Annotated in this window: 18 protein-coding genes; 7 read left to right on the forward strand and 11 right to left on the reverse strand. The window is 62.5% G+C overall.

Going from position 1 to position 16,931, the window contains the following annotated elements; genetic code table 11:
- Positions 1-114: 114 nt before the first annotated feature.
- Entirely contained in the window at positions 115-906 is a 792-nt protein-coding gene (gene trpA, locus EZV60_RS16895; RefSeq protein ID WP_135506871.1) for a tryptophan synthase subunit alpha, read from the forward strand.
- 1 nt (position 907) lies between these two features.
- On the opposite strand, the gene EZV60_RS16900 is transcribed toward trpA, so the two are convergent.
- Both EZV60_RS16900 and EZV60_RS16905 read right to left on the reverse strand, forming a co-directional pair.
- Entirely contained in the window at positions 908-1,879 is a 972-nt protein-coding gene (locus EZV60_RS16900; RefSeq protein WP_135506873.1) for a hypothetical protein, read from the reverse strand.
- Positions 1,880-1,958: 79 nt separating this feature from the next.
- On the reverse strand, positions 1,959-2,816 hold the full coding sequence (locus EZV60_RS16905) for a carbon-nitrogen hydrolase (RefSeq protein WP_135506875.1): 858 nt from the start codon (positions 2,814-2,816) through the stop codon (positions 1,959-1,961).
- A 298-nt stretch (positions 2,817-3,114) separates the two neighbouring features.
- On the opposite strand from EZV60_RS16905, the gene EZV60_RS16910 reads away from it, so the two are divergent.
- From EZV60_RS16910 to EZV60_RS16935, 6 genes are all read left to right on the forward strand, one after another.
- On the forward strand, positions 3,115-4,278 hold the full coding sequence (locus EZV60_RS16910) for an alpha-hydroxy acid oxidase (protein ID WP_135506877.1): 1,164 nt from the start codon (positions 3,115-3,117) through the stop codon (positions 4,276-4,278).
- 204 nt (positions 4,279-4,482) lie between these two features.
- Entirely contained in the window at positions 4,483-5,175 is a 693-nt protein-coding gene (locus EZV60_RS16915; RefSeq protein WP_135506879.1) for a 50S ribosomal protein L25/general stress protein Ctc, read from the forward strand.
- 141 nt (positions 5,176-5,316) lie between these two features.
- Entirely contained in the window at positions 5,317-6,024 is a 708-nt protein-coding gene (gene pth / locus EZV60_RS16920) for an aminoacyl-tRNA hydrolase (protein WP_135506881.1), read from the forward strand.
- 36 nt (positions 6,025-6,060) lie between these two features.
- Positions 6,061-7,224, forward strand: coding sequence for a serine hydrolase domain-containing protein (locus EZV60_RS16925; protein ID WP_135506883.1), 1,164 nt, complete (start codon positions 6,061-6,063; stop codon positions 7,222-7,224).
- 58 nt (positions 7,225-7,282) lie between these two features.
- Positions 7,283-7,603: a heme-degrading protein HmuQ gene (gene hmuQ, locus EZV60_RS16930; protein ID WP_135506885.1), complete on the forward strand. Its 321-nt coding sequence runs from the start codon at positions 7,283-7,285 to the stop codon at positions 7,601-7,603.
- Between the two features lie 17 nt (positions 7,604-7,620).
- Positions 7,621-8,001, forward strand: a complete 381-nt coding sequence (locus EZV60_RS16935; RefSeq protein WP_135506887.1) for a DUF2237 family protein — start codon at positions 7,621-7,623, stop codon at positions 7,999-8,001.
- An 86-nt stretch (positions 8,002-8,087) separates the two neighbouring features.
- Here EZV60_RS16935 and trpB read toward each other — a convergent pair whose 3' ends face one another.
- The 9 genes from trpB to EZV60_RS16980 form a co-directional block, all read right to left on the reverse strand.
- Positions 8,088-9,317: a tryptophan synthase subunit beta gene (gene trpB / locus EZV60_RS16940; RefSeq protein WP_135506889.1), complete on the reverse strand. Its 1,230-nt coding sequence runs from the start codon at positions 9,315-9,317 to the stop codon at positions 8,088-8,090.
- Positions 9,318-9,424: 107 nt separating this feature from the next.
- Positions 9,425-10,654: a hypothetical protein gene (locus EZV60_RS16945; RefSeq protein WP_135506891.1), complete on the reverse strand. Its 1,230-nt coding sequence runs from the start codon at positions 10,652-10,654 to the stop codon at positions 9,425-9,427.
- Positions 10,655-10,781: 127 nt separating this feature from the next.
- Positions 10,782-11,411, reverse strand: coding sequence for a class I SAM-dependent DNA methyltransferase (locus tag EZV60_RS16950; protein WP_135506893.1), 630 nt, complete (start codon positions 11,409-11,411; stop codon positions 10,782-10,784).
- 43 nt (positions 11,412-11,454) lie between these two features.
- Positions 11,455-11,904, reverse strand: coding sequence for a GNAT family N-acetyltransferase (locus EZV60_RS16955; protein WP_135506895.1), 450 nt, complete (start codon positions 11,902-11,904; stop codon positions 11,455-11,457).
- 109 nt (positions 11,905-12,013) lie between these two features.
- Positions 12,014-12,658 (reverse strand): phosphoribosylanthranilate isomerase, encoded by a 645-nt coding sequence (locus EZV60_RS16960; RefSeq protein WP_135506896.1) that lies wholly within the window; start codon positions 12,656-12,658, stop codon positions 12,014-12,016.
- A 7-nt stretch (positions 12,659-12,665) separates the two neighbouring features.
- Positions 12,666-13,016, reverse strand: coding sequence for a lipopolysaccharide assembly protein LapA domain-containing protein (locus tag EZV60_RS16965; protein WP_135506898.1), 351 nt, complete (start codon positions 13,014-13,016; stop codon positions 12,666-12,668).
- Complete coding sequence (gene ihfB, locus EZV60_RS16970; RefSeq protein WP_135506901.1) at positions 13,016-13,300, reverse strand: integration host factor subunit beta; 285 nt, start codon at positions 13,298-13,300, stop codon at positions 13,016-13,018. Before ihfB ends, EZV60_RS16965 begins: the two co-directional genes overlap by 1 nt.
- 334 nt (positions 13,301-13,634) lie before the next feature.
- A complete protein-coding gene (gene rpsA, locus EZV60_RS16975; protein ID WP_135506903.1) occupies positions 13,635-15,320 on the reverse strand; it encodes a 30S ribosomal protein S1 in 1,686 nt (561 codons plus the stop codon).
- A gap of 201 nt (positions 15,321-15,521) precedes the next feature.
- Complete coding sequence (locus EZV60_RS16980; protein ID WP_167853566.1) at positions 15,522-16,874, reverse strand: KAP family P-loop NTPase fold protein; 1,353 nt, start codon at positions 16,872-16,874, stop codon at positions 15,522-15,524.
- Positions 16,875-16,931 lie beyond the last annotated feature (57 nt).

The following is a 16,931-nucleotide window of genomic DNA, read 5'->3' on the forward strand; positions in this document are numbered from 1 at the left end:
CGGCTGGCCACGCTCTGGCATGGCGCACCCCGGAGCCCGGCTTTTCGCGGCGACAAGCATTGATTTTCCCGCCCGCCTGACGCAAAGGAGGGGCAACAGGAACGGGAAGATCACATGACACGCATCGACGCCACTTTCGCCAAGCTCAAGAAAGAGGGCAAAAAGGCCTTCGTCGCCTATGTGATGGCGGGTGATCCGGACTACGAGACCTCGCTCGAGGTGGTCAAGGGACTGCCCGGCGCGGGCGTGGACATCATCGAACTGGGCCTGCCCTTCACCGATCCGATGGCCGACGGCCCCACCATTCAGCTCGCCGGGCAGCGCGCGCTCGAGGCCGGCATGACGCTTCAGCGGACGCTCGATCTGGCGACCGAGTTCCGCAAGACCGACGACACCACGCCGATCGTGCTCATGGGCTATTACAACCCGATCTACAATCGCGGCGTCGACACGTTCCTGATCGATGCCAAGGCCGCCGGCATCGACGGGCTGATCGTGGTCGATCTTCCCCCCGAGGAGGACGACGAGCTTTGCGTGCCCGCGCAGAAGGCCGGGCTCAACTTCATCCGGCTGGCCACCCCCACCACCGACGACAAGCGTCTGCCCAAGGTTCTCTCGAACACGTCGGGCTTCGTCTATTACGTCTCGATCACCGGCATCACCGGCGCCGCCGCGGCCGAGGCCGCCGAGGTCGCCCCGGAGGTCGCCCGCATCAAAAGCCAGACCGACCTGCCAATCGTCGTGGGCTTCGGCATCCGGACGCCCGAAACCAGCCGCGAAATCGCCTCCGTCGCCGATGGCGCGGTCGTGGGCTCGGCCATCGTGGCCAAGCTCGGCGAAGGCGAACGCCCGGAGGCCGTGCTCGAGTTCGTGCGCGGCCTGGCCGAGGGCGCGCATTCCGCCTGAGTCATTCCGGCGATACCGAACCCGGCCCCGGCCAGGGCAGAACCGCGCGCAGGAAGCACTCAAAGGCGCCGCAACCGCCGACTTTCTGGTAATGCACGACCTCGCGCACCTCTCCGCCGACCGGGTCGCGGTTCTCATGCCGCCGTATCGTGCCCCGCGTCACGGTGGCGTCTCCATAGCGTTGGTCCTCCTCATATGTGTAGGCAAGGCCATAGCCGATCGGCGGCAGCTCCGCTCTAAGGATCGTGACAAAGTCGGCGCCTGTGCCGACGGTCAGTTCCAGAACCCCCAGATCCCGGGCCCGCGCCGCGATCCCGCCCGCCCAGTCGGGGTCGATGACCCCGGCTGCGTCCACATGCGCCGGGAGCGCCGCGAAGACGTCGTCGGCCAGCGCCAGTTGCGCGCCCATTTCTGATGCCAGAATGCGCTTTGTAGCCTCGGACACGGGCTTTGTCCGCACCTCGACCTGCAGCGCCGCGAAGAGCACCGCCGCGCTTAGCAGGTTGGCCAGAAAGAACGCCCCCGCCCTTTGCCACCCGAACCGAAGGCCGTACCCCGCCGCTCTCGACAGACCGGCCAGAAGCGCCAGTTCCACAGGCGTGTCGATCACGGCGGCGGCGACGCAATAGGCGGCGATTTCCACAATGTCCCCGGCGCCGAAAACCTCGCTCACCACCGGCGCCAGAAGCGGATAAACCGCAAGGCCAGCGGCGGGATAGATCACGAATCCCAGCGCCGCCGTACCGATGTTGACAAGGATCGCCGCCAGTCCCGCGCGCCGGGCCGGCATGTCGAAGACCGCCCACAGCACCACCGCCTCGATGGCGATGGCCACAAGCACGGTCCACCACAAGGTGACCCGCACCGTGGCGAAGACGAAAAAGATCGGAACATTGGCCAGCGCCACAGCCGGAATCAGCGACAGAAGAAAAACGGCGAGAACCAGCGGCTGCAGGTCGGCAAAGCGTTTCATGCAGATAGTCTTGCCGGTTGGCCTCCCAACCGCCTTGCGCAGGATCAAGTCCCTTCGCGGACGCAACCAGTGGCGCATCCTACAGCGCCGGGCGGCTGCCATCCATTGTCAGAAGCGGCGCGTAGGCATCCGGGCGGCGGTCGCGGAATACGCCCCATCCGGCGCGCATCTCGGCGATCGCCTCCAGATCGAAGCTCGCGGTGATCACCATCTCGGACCGGTCATCGGCCTTGGCCCTGATCTCGCCCTGCGGCCCGGCGATAAAGGACTGCCCCCAGAACTCCGTCTCGCCCAGATCGCCCGCCTCGCGGCCCACCCGGTTGGCTGCCACGAGCGGCGTCAGGTTGGCGCCCGCATGGCCGCGCATCACCGTCTCCCAGTGATCGTGACAGTCCGACCCGATGGCGGCGGGATAAAGCAGCACATCCGCGCCCTTAAGCGCCATGATCCGCGCCGCCTCGGGAAACCACTGGTCCCAGCAGATTGCCGCGCCGATCTTGCCATGCGCCGTCTCGAACACCTGAAACCCGGTGTCGCCATAGCTCGTGTAGATCTTCTCATAACAGCCCGGCGGGCCGCCCGGGATATGCGTCTTGCGATAGATCCCCAGAACCGTGCCATCCGCGTCGATCACCGCGTTGGTGTTGAAATAGGCGTTGTTCGCCTTCTCGAAGAAGTTGACCGGTATCACGACGCCCAGATCTTTCGCCACCGTGCGCATATGTGTCACGATCTGGCCGTCGACCGTTTGCGCCAGCGCGAAATGCTCAGGCTTCCAGTCCATGAAGCCGAAGAAATGCAGGCCCACGCTTTCCTGCGGCAGGATCACCTGCGCGCCCAGGCCGGCGGCCTCGCGGATCAGGCGCTCGGCCTTGTCGAGGTTCTCGTCGATATCCCAGCTACAGCGCATCTGGGTCGCGGCGACAGTCAGGGTCATGAGGCCTCCGGATCATGGAACGGGACAAGGCCATGGTGCGGATGGCGGTGGCCGCTCAAATGCCGATTGCCGACACCAAAGGTCGCTTTCGGTACGGTACGGCAAGACTTCTTCGCAACAGTTGCGCCATTCAAAGCCGGTGTACGGAGTGTGTACGGGCTGTGTACGCAAATCATACCGCAGATTTGCCCATTCGCCCACCGTTAACACGCCGTCTCGTTCGGGTGCTGGCCGCATGGACAAAATCCCGGGATCGGGCTAGGGGTCGAAGACCTGACCACGATCCAAGGCCGCGCCCATGCCCGTCATCACCTGCATCGACGACCTGAAGAAACTCTACGAACGCCGCGTGCCGCGCATGTTCTACGACTACGCCGAAACCGGCAGTTGGACACAGCAGACATTCCGCGAGAATACGAACGATTTCAGCGAGATACACTTCCGCCAGCGGGTCGCGGTGGATATGTCGGGCCGCTCGACCAAGTCCACCATGATCGGACAGGACGTGGCCATGCCCGTGGGCCTCGCCCCGGTGGGCCTGACCGGCATGCAATGCGCCGACGGCGAGATCAAGGCGGCCCGCGCGGCCGAGAAATTCGGCGTGCCGTTCTGCCTCTCCACGATGTCCATCTGCTCGATCGAGGACGTCGCCGAGAACACTCAAAAACCCTTTTGGTTTCAGGTCTATACACTGAAAGACGGCGATTTCATGCAGCGCCTTTTCGACCGCGCGAAGGCCGCCGGCTGCTCGGCGGCGATCATCACCGTGGACCTGCAGGTGCTCGGCCAACGCCACAAGGATCTCAAGAACGGCCTATCGGCCCCGCCCAAGCTGACGGCGAAATCCATCGCCAACATGATGACCAAGGTGCAGTGGGGCCTGGGCATGCTCGGCACCAAGCGGCGCTTTTTCGGCAATATCGTCGGCCACGCCAAGGGCGTGACCGATCCCTCCTCGCTCAGCTCCTGGACCGCCGAGGCGTTTGACGAGGCGCTCGACTGGGACCGTATCCGCGAGTTCCGCAAGATGTGGGACGGGCCCCTTATTATCAAAGGGATCATGGACCCCCGCGACGCGCGCGAGGCGCTCAATGTCGGGGCTGACGCGATCATCGTCTCCAACCATGGAGGCCGCCAGCTCGACGGCGCACTCTCGGCCATCCGCGCGCTGCCAGAGATCGTGGATGCCGTCGGTGACAAGATCGAGGTGCATTTCGACAGCGGCATCCGCTCGGGTCAGGACGTGCTCAAGGCGCTCGCTCTAGGCGCGCACGCTTGCTACATCGGGCGCGCCTTCACCTACGGGCTCGGTGCCATGGGGCAGGAGGGCGTGACCAAGGCGCTCGAGATCATCCACAAGGAGCTTGATGTGTCGATGGCGTTCTGCGGCCATCAGGACGTGACCAAGGTCGACCGAGATATCCTGCTGATTCCAAAGGACTTTACCGGAGACTGGGCGTAACCTGCCCCTTGTTCCGGGCGTAAATCCTCGATCCGCCGCTGCCGCCGGGCAAAAGCCGCGGTCGTCGCGCGCCGCTCCGTCAGGATTTCTTAATCCTTTCCGACAAGATTCGTCTTTCAAACTCCTGCGATCCGGTCTATACGCGCGGCTTCACGCGGGGCTACAGCCTTGGAGGAGCCCCGCCTTAGCTTATGGAGACTTAAAATGGCTGGAGAAATTCCTGATCTTCACGCCCAGGAACGCACGGGGACGGGCAAGGGCGCCGCTCGTGCGGCACGCCGTAACGGCATGGTTCCGGGGATCGTATTCGGGGGCGACGTCGATCCGCTTCCGATCAATATTCCGTTCAACGTTTTGCTCAAGCGGCTCAAGGCTGGCCGGTTCAAATCGACGCTCTTCAACCTCAAGGTGGACGGGCACGAGGATGTCCGCGTCATCTGCCGTGACGTGCAGCGGGACGTGGTCAAGGACCTGCCCACGCATTTCGACCTGATGCGCCTGCGTCGCACGACCAAGATCAACCTCTTCCTGCCGGTGGAATTCATCAACGAGGAAGACTGCCCGGCCCTCAAGAAGGGCGGCGTACTCACCGTGATCCGCAACGAGATCGAGGTGATCGTGACCGCTGGGGATATCCCGGAATCGATCGTGGTCGATCTCAGCAGCCTGGAAAACATCGGCGACAACATCTCGATCAGCCAGGTCGCTCTGCCTGAAGGCGCCAAGCCGACGATCACCGACCGCGACTTCGCGATCTGTAACGTCGCCGCACCGTCGGCTCTGGCCTCCGACAAGGATGAGGACGAGGACGAGACAGAGGCCGATGAGGTCCCGACCGTGGGTGAGGACGGCGAGGCCGAAGGTGGCGAGGCCACCGAGGGCGACGCCGAGAGCTGAGATCGCTCTCCCGCAGAAAAGTCAAAGCCGCGGCCTGCCTGCCGCGGCTTTTTTCATGAGCCACGCCCTCGCGACAGCCGCGGTTGATTCCGCCCCGCCCGGCGCGTAGACCCAAGGCGGCACAAAGCGGGGATAAAAGCGATGCTGCTTTTCGTGGGTCTGGGCAATCCGGGCGCCAAATACGCGCAGAACCGGCACAATATCGGCTTCATGGCGCTCGACAGGATCGCGGCCGATCACGGTTTTGGCCCGTGGAAATCCAAGTTTCAGGGCCAGATCGCCGAGGGCAATCTGGCGGGCGAGAAGGTCCTGCTGCTCAAGCCCGAAACCTTCATGAACCGCTCCGGGCAGTCGGTCGGCGAGGCGATGCGCTTCTACAAGCTCGGCCCGGAGGATGTCATCGTGTTTCACGATGAACTGGACCTTGCACCGGGCAAGCTGCGCGTCAAGCAAGGCGGCGGACATGCCGGCCATAACGGCCTGCGCTCGATCCACCAGCATGTGGGCGAGACCTATGGGCGGGTGCGTCTGGGCATCGGGCATCCGGGCCACAAGGATCGCGTCGCGGGCTACGTGCTGCAGGATTTCGCCAAGGCCGATGCCGAATGGCTCGATGATCTGATGCGGGGTATCTCCGACGGTGCGCCACGCCTAGCGGCAGGCGAAAATGACAGGTTTCTCAACGCCGTATCACAGCGTACCGCGCCGCCGCGCTCGTCCAAATCCACGCCGAAACCCGCCGCCAAGGACCAAAGTCCTGTGCCCGAAACCCCTGCTGCGGGCAGCCAAACTGCCCCGGTCGAAGACAGCCGAACGCCGCTGCAGAAACTGATGGACAAGTTCCGTTAGGGTCGCCCCGAACCCGCCGCGTCAGGAGGCCGTGCCATGAAATCCGTCGTCAAATGGGGCCTGCGCCTGTGCTTGGCGCTGCTGCTGGCCGGGGCGGTCGTGGGCGTCGCCAAGCGCGAGGAGATCACCCGCCTTATGGCCGTGAACAGCCTCTTCGAGGAAGACCGCATCGTGCGCAACTTCTCGAATATGCGCGCGCTCTTTCATGCCACGCCTGTGCCGCGCGGCGACGGGCCGGTCACGCCGCTGCCCGTGGGGCCGGCCATGACCCTCCCGCCCGGGGTCGCCGCGTGGATCGAGGATCGTGCCGTCACCTCGCTTCTGGTGCTGCACGAGGGCCGGATCGTGCACGAAAGCTATCACCTCGGTACCAATCCCGACGACCGGCGCATCGGCTGGTCGATTGCCAAATCCTTTTTGTCCGCGCTCTTCGGAATCATTGAAGCCGAGGGTGCGATCACGTCTCTGGACGATCCCGTCACCGACTACGTGCCGCGTCTTCAGGGATCCGCCTATGACGGCGTGACCATCCGGCAGGTGCTGCAGATGACCAGCGGCATCGAGTTCGACGAGGATTACCTGGACTATGATTCCGATATCAACCGCATGGGCCGCGTGCTGGCCCTCGGGGGCACGATGGACGGCTTCGCGGCGGGTCTGGCCGAACGGGTGGCGCCACCGGGCGAGCATTGGCACTACGTGTCGATCGACACGCATGTGCTGGGCATGGTCGTGCGGGCCGCGACCGGGCGCGATCTGCCGTCGCTTCTGTCTGAGAAGGTCATCGCGCCGCTCGGGCTCGAGGCAGAGCCCTATTACATCACGGATGGCGAAGGCGTGGCCTTTGCCCTTGGCGGTCTCAACCTGACCACGCGCGACTATGCCCGCTTTGGCCTGATGTTCGCGCAGGGCGGTCGCTACGCGGGCCAACAGATCGTGCCGCCCGACTGGGTCCGCGCCTCGACCGCGCCAAGCGCGCCCACGCCGCCGGGCAAGATCCGCTACGGCTATCAATGGTGGATCCCCAAGGATGGCCCGGGCGACGTGTTCCTCGCGCGCGGCATCTATGGGCAGTATATCTACATCGATCCGGCCCGCGACGTCGTGATCGTCACCACCGGCGCCGACCGCGCCTTCCGAGAGGACGGCGTGCACGAGGCCAACATCGCCGTCTTTCGGCAGATCGCCGCGGCGCTTTGACCGGCTTGCCGGGACGGTCCGGGCCGGGCAGGATGCGGTCAGACAAGTTGGAGAGACCATGAGCTATATCGCGATGAACCGCTTTCAGGTCCGCCCGGGCCATGAAACCGATTTCGAGGAGATGTGGCGCAGCCGCGAAAGTAAGCTGCAGCAGACCCCCGGCTTTCAGGAGTTTCGCCTGCTCAAGGGGCCGGCGGGCGACGGCTACCGGCTGTATTCCAGCCACGTGGTCTGGGCGTCCAAGGCCGATTTCGAGGCCTGGACGAAGTCGCAGAATTTTCGTGACGCGCACAAGGACGCGGGCAAGTCCAAGACGCAGGATGCGCTGATGGGGCCGCCGCAATTCGAAGGCTTCGAGACCGTCCTGCACGAAACCTGAAGCAGAAAGGCGACCCCATGGAAAAAGACCCATCCGTCAATGTACTGGGCGGCGAACTGGCGCTATGCGGCAGCGATCCGGTGACCGGGTTTTTCCGGGACGGGCATTGCAACACCTGCATGGAAGACCGCGGAAGCCACACCGTTTGCGCGACCATGACCGAGGAATTCCTCGCCTATTCGAAATACGTGGGCAACGACCTGTCGACGCCCCGGCCAGAGTTCGGCTTCGAAGGGCTCAAACCGGGCGATCAATGGTGCCTCTGCGCGGCTCGCTTCCTGCAGGCCCATGACGAAGGCTGTGCGCCCCGGGTACGACTGGCGGCGACGCATGAACGCGCGCTCGATATCGTGCCGATCTTCGTTCTGGAAGAGCACGCCACCGACAAACCGGGCTGAGCCCCGCGTGGCGCATTGCCCGGCCTGTGCCCCGGGCATAAACGGACCGCGGGTCGCGCTGAAGCACGGCCTACGGGGCCCGGCGCTCAGTCGTCGTCGCCCATCTCGAAGCCGAGATGCCGTGCGACGGTATAGATGTCCTTGTCGCCCCTGCCGCACATGTTCATGCACAGGATATGATCGGCGGGCAACTCGGGCGCGATCTTCATCACGTGGGCGAGCGCGTGGCTCGGCTCCAGCGCGGGAATGATCCCCTCGCATTCACAGCAAAGCTTGAACGCCTCCAGAGCCTCCTTGTCGGTGATCGCCACGTATTTCGCGCGACCGATCTCGTGCAGCCAGCTGTGCTCAGGGCCGATGCCCGGATAATCAAGGCCCGCGGAGATCGAATAGCCTTCGAGGATCTGACCATCGTCGTCTTGAAGCAGATAGGTCCGGTTGCCGTGCAGCACACCCGGGCGCCCACCGGTCAGCGACGCGCAATGCTCCATCTTCTGGTTCACGCCCTTGCCGCCGGCCTCAACCCCGATGATGTTCACATCCTTGTCGTCGAGGAACGGATAGAAGAGGCCCATCGCGTTCGACCCGCCGCCGATAGCGGCGATGATCGTGTCGGGCAGGCGGCCCTCGGCCTCCATCATCTGTTCCTTGGTTTCCTTACCGATGATCGACTGGAAATCGCGCACCATAGCCGGATAGGGGTGCGGACCGGCCACCGTGCCGATGCAGTAAAACGTGTCGCGCACATTGGTGACCCAGTCGCGCAGCGCGTCGTTCATCGCGTCCTTGAGCGTGCCGCGCCCGGATGTCACCGGCACCACCTCGGCCCCCAGAAGCTTCATCCGGAAGACGTTGGGCTTTTGCCGCTCCACGTCATGCGCGCCCATATAGACGATGCATTTGAGGCCGAACTTGGCGCAGACCGTCGCCGTGGCCACGCCGTGCTGGCCCGCGCCGGTCTCAGCTATGATGCGCGTCTTGCCCATGCGCCGCGCCAGCAGGATCTGCCCCAGCACGTTGTTGATCTTGTGCGCGCCGGTATGGTTTAGCTCGTCGCGCTTCATATAGATCTTGGCGCCGCCCAGATGCGCGGTCAGCCCCTCGGCGTGGTAAAGCGGGCTGGGCCGCCCGACGTAATGTTTCCAAAGGAAATCCATCTCGTCCCAGAACGACTGATCGGTCTTGGCATTTTCGTACTGCTCTTCCAGTTCGAGGATGAGCGGCATCAGGGTTTCCGACACGAAACGCCCGCCGAATTGCCCGAACCGGCCTTTCTCGTCGGGGCCGGTCATGAAGGAATTGAAAAGATCGTTCATGGCAAGATCACCTTGGTTGAGATCCTCTGTGCATAGGACAGAGGGCGCGATTTATCCAGAGCGATTCCCACGTGTTTCCGGGCGGAATGGTCGCGCCTCGACCCGTCTCAACAATTCATCGGGTCCGCGATGCAAGATGCCGCCGGCGCGCCGGTCAGGGTCCGGCCATCCGAGGTGCGCACGACCCATTCGTTCTTGCGGTCGATGCCGGACAGAAACCGCGCGGTCTCTTCGGTGACGATCATCCGCCACCCGTCGTCCTGGCGCACGAAGAGCGCCTCGATCTCGCCGCGCTGCCGGCCCGAGGCCGCGACATTGGCAATCTGCGCAATTTTGGTCTGATTCGATCCGGTGGCGCGGTTATAGGCAAAGACCTCGGTCTCGACGCGCATCGTGCATTGGCGCACATCCTCGTTCTGGGTCTCTTCGCACACCGGCGTATCCTGCAACCGGACGACATAAGAGGCATCCGTGCCCGCAAAGCCCAGATTCGCGCCGACATCCTCGATCACCACGCCATTGGCGGAAAACCTGATATACCCGGTCAGATCCAGCGCCATCCCGGCGCCTTCGGGATATTGCCGCTGCACTTCGCGCACCAGTTCGCGTTTGGCCAGCCGGAACGGGATGCCGTCCGCATCGCCCGTCACAAAGGCGGTCATCTCCGGGCTGCTCTGTCCCAGCAGCATCGCCACGGGCGCGACCTCTTCGGGATAGTCGGTATAGTCGCGCTGCACGCGGGGAAACCGCTCGTAAAGTCCGTTGGAAAGGTTCACCACGTCGAACGGGCCGTCATAAAGGAAGTAGCAGGACTGCGCTGCATGATCGCAGCCGCCGACGCGGGGGCGGTCTTGGGTATCGATCGTCGTCACGTGATAGATGACGAAATCGGCGTCTCCATCGGCGCTTTGGACACGGAAGAAGGTGAAAAGCCGCGGCTCCTCGCGATTGTTGTAATCGCTCCAGATGTTCTTCGTCACATGCGCCACATGCGAGACGTAAAAGCCGTTCTCCTCCATGGCGCATCCCAGATCGAGGGTTCTACCCTCGGACCGGCTGAACAGATGCAAATACGACAACCGGTAGGATTTTTCGTTGATGACCTCGGAATGGCCGAGCGCCTGACAGGACGTCACAGGCTGCCAGATCGGCTCCAGCTTCGCATCAAGCGCGTCAAGCGGCATGACCTCCTTGCCGGTTCTTTCCCATTCCGCAAAGTCCGGTCTGCCTTCGGGCAACTCCGTGGCCGGGCGCGGCAGGGACACGGCGTCCTGGGCAACACCATCGCTTTTGCAGGCCGCAAGGGCCACCACTGCCAAAACCAGCGCGCGTCGCATGCGCCAACTCCTTACCCGGTACATCTCGAGTTTATTTCACGCAGAGAGTGCGCAAAATGGCAAGCGCCAGAAACGCCGCCCAAAGGTGCGAGGCCGGCACGTGCTCTTCTGCTTGTGTGCAACGGCTCTATCTCGGTCCGATCTGCACCACATAGGCCGTGCTCAAAAGCTCTGGCTCGGCCAGCAGGAAGGGGCGGAAAGACGGGGTTGTGGCAATAACCTCCCAAGCCCCGCTTTTGGCGAGCCGGTCCATAACAGGCGGAAAGCCCTGCGCCTCGAAACTGCCATCAAGCAGGTTGAACACACCGATCCCACCGGGCCTCGTCACCCGCGCAAGGTGCTCCAGCGTCACGGGCGGCGCATGGCCGGGCCCGAAGGCGCCAACACAGACAAAACCGGCAAAGGCGTCATCGTCGAAAGGCAGCCCGACACTGGTGTCGGCCTCCTCCAGCCGCGCATACGCCCCGGTCTTTTCGGCTAGGGCCAGCATGTCCGGTGACAGGTCGCACCCGGTGATCCGATCGTACCCCAAAAGCCGCAGCGTCTCTCCCACAAGGCCGGTGCCGCAACAGGCGTCCAGCACCATGCCGTCCGTCGCGCCGAGATGCCGTGCCAGCAGGCCCGCGGCCAGACTTGGCAGGCGAAACCCCTGGCTCAGGCAATCCGCGTCATAGCTCGACGACCAAGCGTTGTAGATCGTCCGCGATTCCTGAGGCGTTTTCGCCCCGTAGACATCGTCGAGGTCCTTGGTATCCATCGGGGTCTCCTTCGATAAAGCTTGGGTCAGGCGGAATGATCCGTCAATCCAGCACGATCTTGAAGCCGGTATGAGAGGCGACAAACCCGATCCGCTCGTAAAACCGGTGCGCCTTGGTTCTCTGCGCGTTCATGGTCAGCTGCAACAGCGTGCACCCCGCCGCCCGCGCCCGCGCCTCGACGTCCTCGAACATCGCCTCGCCGATACCCTCTCCACGCAAGGCCCTCGCCACGCGCACGCTTTCGACCTGCGCCCGCCGCGCGGCCCGCAGCGAAAGCCCGCTGATGAAAGTGATCTGGTAGGTGGCGACGATGCGGCCTTCGGTGTCCTCACCCACGATCAGCCGGTTACCGCCTTCTGTTTGCATGCGGGCAAAGGCGGTCTCGTAAACCTCGATATCGGCGCCTTCACGGGTCTGGCCAAGCGCATCATCGGTCAGCAGCGCCACGACATCGGCCACGTCTTCGACTGTCGCTTCCCGAAACCGGATCACGTCAGTCTCTCACCGCGAAAGAAAACGCCCTCGGCCGACGTCCTGACGCATGCCGTTCCGGCATCCTCGGAATTCATGGTGCACCCTCCAGCTTCAAAAAGGGTGCTGCTCAGGCGCGGGCGTTGTCAACGATCAGACGCATGAGATCGGCGTCCTTGACCCCCGGCGCGCGTTCCACGCCCGAGGACACGTCGATCTGGTTGGCCCCGGTCAGGCGTACCGCCTCGGCCACATTGTTCGGTGTCAAACCCCCGGCCAGCATCCACGGCACGCTCCAGCTCCGGCCCGCGATAAGCCCCCAGTCAAAGGCCACCGCGTTCCCGCCTGGCCGGTCCGCGCCTTTGGGGGGCTTGGCGTCGATCAGAAGCTGGTCCGCCACCTTGCTGTAAAAGTCGATCTGCGTGAGGTCCGTCTCGGTGGCGATCCCGATCGCCTTCATCACCGGCAGGCCATAACGCTGCTTGACTTCGGTAACCCGGGCCGGACTTTCCGTGCCATGCAGCTGCAGCATGTCCAGAGGCACCGCGTCTGTCAGCTCGTCGAGCATAGCGTCATCAGCATCGACCGTCAGCGCCACCTTGGCGATGCCTTCCGGCACGGACCGGGCCATATCGGCGGCCAATTCCAGCCCCAGGTGTCGGGGCGAGGGTGGAAAGAAAACGAAACCCACGTAAGACGCACCCGCAAGAATAGCCGCGGGAATATCGGCGGGATCGGTCAGCCCGCAGATCTTGACCTTGACGTTTCGGGGCATGAGGGGCTCAGCTGGCCTCTTCAAGCATGACGAGGACCTCGTCCTTGTCCTTGTGCTTCTCGCCCTTGAGGCGCGTGATCTCGGCCCGCAGACGCGCCATTTCCCGCGCCTGACGCGCGGCCTCCGCCCGCTCCTTGGCCTCGCGGATCCATTCCCAGATGAAGCCGATGATCAGACCGGCCAGCACGCCGCCGAACATGATCACGAAAAGCGGCACGGTGTAGGAGGGGGTCAGCGCGAAAAACCCGGCCAGTTCGGGCGGCAGCACATCGACCTCCACGGTCTGGCGATTGGCCAGCGCGATGAGGACCAGCGCCAGTCCGAAAATGGCGATACAGGCGTAGCGGATATAACGCATCAGGATTTCCCGTTAAGTCTTTCTCGAAGCAGTTTCCCGGCCTTGAAGAACGGCACGTGTTTCTCCTCGACCTCGACAGATTCGCCGGTGCGCGGGTTCCGTCCGGTGCGCGCGTCGCGTTTCTTGACCGAAAACGCGCCGAAACCGCGCAACTCGACCCGGTTACCGTCGGCCATGGCGTTCGTAATCTCGTTGAAAACCGTTGTCACGATGCGTTCCACATCGCGCTGGTACAAATGCGGGTTTTCGTCGGCAATCTTTTGAATGAGTTCCGACCGGATCATCGGCTCCCCCCGTTCTGGTTCATTGGCGCGTTCTTTAGAGAACCGCATTGTTATGATTGGAAACTATAGATTGAAAATCCCGGCCCGGAAACTGAAAGCCACGCAACGTAGCGGCCAAAAGCGCGATTTCTGAGCTTCGGATCGCGATTCTCGCGGCTTTCCCGGTATGAGTGAGGCCGCGCGCCGCCTTTCGCCCGCTGATATTGCGCTGCGGCAAAAGCCATTGATTCGCTTGGATTTGCGGGCATGCCCTGCTGCGCATGCAGGCGGGCGCGAACGAAAAACGGCCCCGTCGGGGACGGGGCCGTTTGCGAATGTCTCAAGCGTTGCGATCTTACTTCTCGTCGTCCGCCTTCAGAGCGGCGCCAAGGATGTCGCCCAGCGAGGCGCCCGAGTCCGAGCTGCCATACTGTTCCACGGCTTCCTTCTCTTCCGCGATCTCGCGCGCCTTGATCGACAGACCCAGACGGCGGGACTTGCTGTCGACGTTGGTGACGCGCACGTCCACTTTGTCGCCGACCGAGAACCGCTCTGGGCGCTGCTCGGAACGGTCACGGCTCAGGTCGCTGCGGCGGATGAAGGACTTCATGCCCTCGTATTCCACCTCGATGCCGCCATCCTCGATCGAGGTGACCTCGACGGTGATGATCGAGCCGCGCTTCACGCCGCCCACGGCTTCGGCGAACTTGTCACCGCCAAGCGCCTTGATCGACAGCGAGATCCGCTCTTTCTCCACGTCCACTTCCGAGACGACCGCCTGAACGACGTCGCCCTTCTTGTAGCTCTGGATCGCGTCTTCGCCGCGCTCGTCCCAGCTCAGGTCCGAAAGGTGCACCATGCCGTCGATATCGCCATCGAGACCGATGAAGAGACCGAATTCGGTGATGTTCTTGACCTCGCCCTCGACCTCGGTGCCCTCGGGGTGGGTTTCGGCGAAAACCTCCCACGGGTTGCGCATGGTCTGCTTGAGGCCCAGAGATACGCGGCGCTTCGCCTGGTCGATCTCCAGCACCATGACCTCGACCTCCTGAGAGGTGGAGACGATCTTGCCGGGATGCACGTTCTTCTTGGTCCACGACATTTCCGAGACGTGCACCAGACCCTCGACACCGGGCTCCAGCTCGACGAACGCACCGTAGTCGGTGATGTTCGTGACGCGGCCGGTATGCACCGATTCCAGCGGGTATTTCACGGCCACCAGATCCCACGGATCTTCCTGCAGCTGCTTCATGCCAAGGCTGATGCGGTGGGTTTCCTTGTTGATCTTGATGACCTGAACCTTGACCGTCTCGCCGATCGACAGGATCTCGGAGGGGTGGTTCACGCGGCGCCAGGCCATGTCGGTCACGTGCAGAAGGCCGTCCACACCACCCAGATCGACGAAGGCGCCGTATTCGGTGATGTTCTTGACCACGCCGTCCACGGCGTCGCCCTCGGTCAGCTTGCCGATCACCTCGGCGCGCTGCTCGGCACGGCTCTCTTCAAGGATGGCACGGCGCGAGACAACGATGTTGCCACGGCGGCGGTCCATCTTGAGGATCTGGAAGGGCTGCTTGAGACCCATCAGCGGGCCGGCGTCGCGCACCGGGCGCACATCGACCTGAGAGCCGGGCAGGAAGGCCACGGCACCGCCCAGATCGACGGTAAAGCCACCCTTGACGCGGCCAAAGATAGCACCTTCGACACGCGCGTCGTCGGCATAGGCCTTTTCCAGGCGATCCCAGGCTTCTTCCCGGCGCGCCATCTCGCGGCTGATGACAGCCTCGCCGCGCGCGTTCTCGACCTGACGAAGGAAGACTTCGACTTCGTCGCCCACTTCGATCTCGGGCGCTTCACCGGGATTTGCGAATTCCTTAAGCTCGACGCGGCCTTCCATCTTGTAGCCGACGTCGATGATGGCTTGTCCCGCTTCAATCGCGATGACCTTGCCTTTGACGACACTGCCCTCGTCGGGGGTGTCCATTTCGAGGTTTTCATTAAGGAGGGCCTCGAATTCCTCCATCGATGCGTTCTGAGCCATGTGGCAGTCGTTTCCTTTACGTATCAATTTGTCCGGCCGTGCGGTTGGGTCCGCCGGTCTTGAGGGTTTCGTTGGTCAGGCGGGACAGCCTTGATCGCAAAACAAAGAGGGCCGGTGATCCCGACCCTGCCCGATCTCGTTCGTTTCGCGGCGTTTCCCGCCTTGTCGACGTCGCGCGTATAGACCCGGCAGGCTGCGTGATCAAGCATTTTCGCTATCGTCGTTTGCTTCGTCAGTTCCTGTTTGAAGGTGATGAGCGGCGTTCAGCATCGCTTCATACATGGGTAGATAGTGAGGTGCAAGAAAGGCTACGACACGCCACCATGGGTGATAGTTTTGATCGTCCGGCAGGTCAAATCTCTCCGACGGAAGAGCAATTAACTCTGGGTATTCTTCATGAACTTTATGACGAAACTCGTTTTCTAAACGTCGCTCTCGCTCCCAACCGCTTTGCCCTGCTGCAGCTAGCGACGCCTCATTCATCTTTTTTACGAGCTCAGCGCCAGCAACTGCGGTGAGGGAAGCTCGGCTTAACACTCTTTTTAGAACTAAGCCGCCTAGATTGGTTTCATTAAATGCCAGACACACCAGCAACGGAACATCCATCGGTTCGCCGCGGTGGCACCGGATCACCAATTCCACGCGCTCAAGTGTTCGCTTAATCTGCCGCATTGTCGGGCCGCAGGCCTGAACTGCGTCAAAGGCCACTTGACCGGCGCGTTCAAGACCGAACTCTGGATCATCGCCGTATGGTTCGAACTCTGGATACTGAAGCACGATCTGACGAGCTGCCTCTGCCTTTGCTTCAGGCTTGGGGGCCAATTTCAAACGCAGATCAATGAATTTATCGAGGTATCCCTCTCCACCTTCGCTTCCGAAAGCCCCAAAGCGGTGTTCGGCGAGGTTTTCAAGATACTCGCGGTTGACGAAAAGCACGAAAACATATCCGTCTTCGTTGAAGGCGAGTTTCATGGCTTCAAGCAGTGCGATGGCGTAGTCCGGGTGGCATCGCTCCAGTTCGTCGATCAGGATGACGACGCGGTCAGTCCCGGTGTCCTGTGTGAGAGTTTGTCGCAATTCGGCCAGTTGTTGAGGCATTTCGCGGCTGCGGACTTGCTCGGCTGACAACTGCGCCGCCACTTGGGTACTCAGCGCATGAGACACGTTTTCACCAAAGGATGTCAAAATTTCATCGATCTTTGATGTTTCACCGTCTTTGGAAAGCATGTTGTCCAAGCTTTCGACCGCCTCCTCTCCAGCCTTGCGCGCAAGGACAGTCGCGCCGATCTTCATATCGCCCCAAGCCAACTTTTTCCCGGTCGACCAAGCATTGAGAAACTTCGATTGTTCCTTTTCCGGCAAAGCGGCCATCAAGGCACCGAGGAACGTTACCACCGCATCGCCGGAATGATCGGATTGCTGCGCATCTATCTCAATAGCAACTTCGCCATAGTCGCGGAGGTGTTGTGCCCAAGCCTTGCGGAAAAAGGTCTTGCCCCAGCCAAATCCAGCTTCGATAGAGATAACCTTTGCTTCATTCACGGATTTGATCAAGTTCGTGAAGGTCGCCCCAAGGCTCCTGTATCCCAGCGTGTCGCAAGCCCAAGGGTC

Source organism: Roseovarius aestuariivivens (assembly GCF_004761875.1).
In the GTDB taxonomy this organism is placed as follows: Bacteria; Pseudomonadota; Alphaproteobacteria; order Rhodobacterales; family Rhodobacteraceae; genus Roseovarius; species Roseovarius aestuariivivens.

Bases quoted from the DNA above. Each gene is read 5' to 3' on its own strand.
- trpB (WP_135506889.1), bottom strand. From the start codon at position 9,317: ATGAACGATCTTTTCAATTCCTTCATGACCGGCCCCGACGAGAAAGGC.
- EZV60_RS16960 (WP_135506896.1), bottom strand. From the start codon at position 12,658: ATGCCCCGAAACGTCAAGGTCAAGATCTGCGGGCTGACCGATCCCGCC.
- EZV60_RS16945 (WP_135506891.1), bottom strand. From the start codon at position 10,654: ATGCGACGCGCGCTGGTTTTGGCAGTGGTGGCCCTTGCGGCCTGCAAA.
- EZV60_RS16935 (WP_135506887.1), top strand. From the start codon at position 7,621: ATGGAAAAAGACCCATCCGTCAATGTACTGGGCGGCGAACTGGCGCTA.
- ihfB (WP_135506901.1), bottom strand. From the start codon at position 13,300: ATGATCCGGTCGGAACTCATTCAAAAGATTGCCGACGAAAACCCGCAT.
- EZV60_RS16905 (WP_135506875.1), bottom strand. From the start codon at position 2,816: ATGACCCTGACTGTCGCCGCGACCCAGATGCGCTGTAGCTGGGATATC.
- pth (WP_135506881.1), top strand. From the start codon at position 5,317: ATGCTGCTTTTCGTGGGTCTGGGCAATCCGGGCGCCAAATACGCGCAG.
- hmuQ (WP_135506885.1), top strand. From the start codon at position 7,283: ATGAGCTATATCGCGATGAACCGCTTTCAGGTCCGCCCGGGCCATGAA.
- EZV60_RS16915 (WP_135506879.1), top strand. From the start codon at position 4,483: ATGGCTGGAGAAATTCCTGATCTTCACGCCCAGGAACGCACGGGGACG.
- rpsA (WP_135506903.1), bottom strand. From the start codon at position 15,320: ATGGCTCAGAACGCATCGATGGAGGAATTCGAGGCCCTCCTTAATGAA.
- EZV60_RS16910 (WP_135506877.1), top strand. From the start codon at position 3,115: ATGCCCGTCATCACCTGCATCGACGACCTGAAGAAACTCTACGAACGC.
- EZV60_RS16950 (WP_135506893.1), bottom strand. From the start codon at position 11,411: ATGGATACCAAGGACCTCGACGATGTCTACGGGGCGAAAACGCCTCAG.
- EZV60_RS16900 (WP_135506873.1), bottom strand. From the start codon at position 1,879: ATGAAACGCTTTGCCGACCTGCAGCCGCTGGTTCTCGCCGTTTTTCTT.
- trpA (WP_135506871.1), top strand. From the start codon at position 115: ATGACACGCATCGACGCCACTTTCGCCAAGCTCAAGAAAGAGGGCAAA.
- EZV60_RS16965 (WP_135506898.1), bottom strand. From the start codon at position 13,016: ATGCGTTATATCCGCTACGCCTGTATCGCCATTTTCGGACTGGCGCTG.
- EZV60_RS16925 (WP_135506883.1), top strand. From the start codon at position 6,061: ATGAAATCCGTCGTCAAATGGGGCCTGCGCCTGTGCTTGGCGCTGCTG.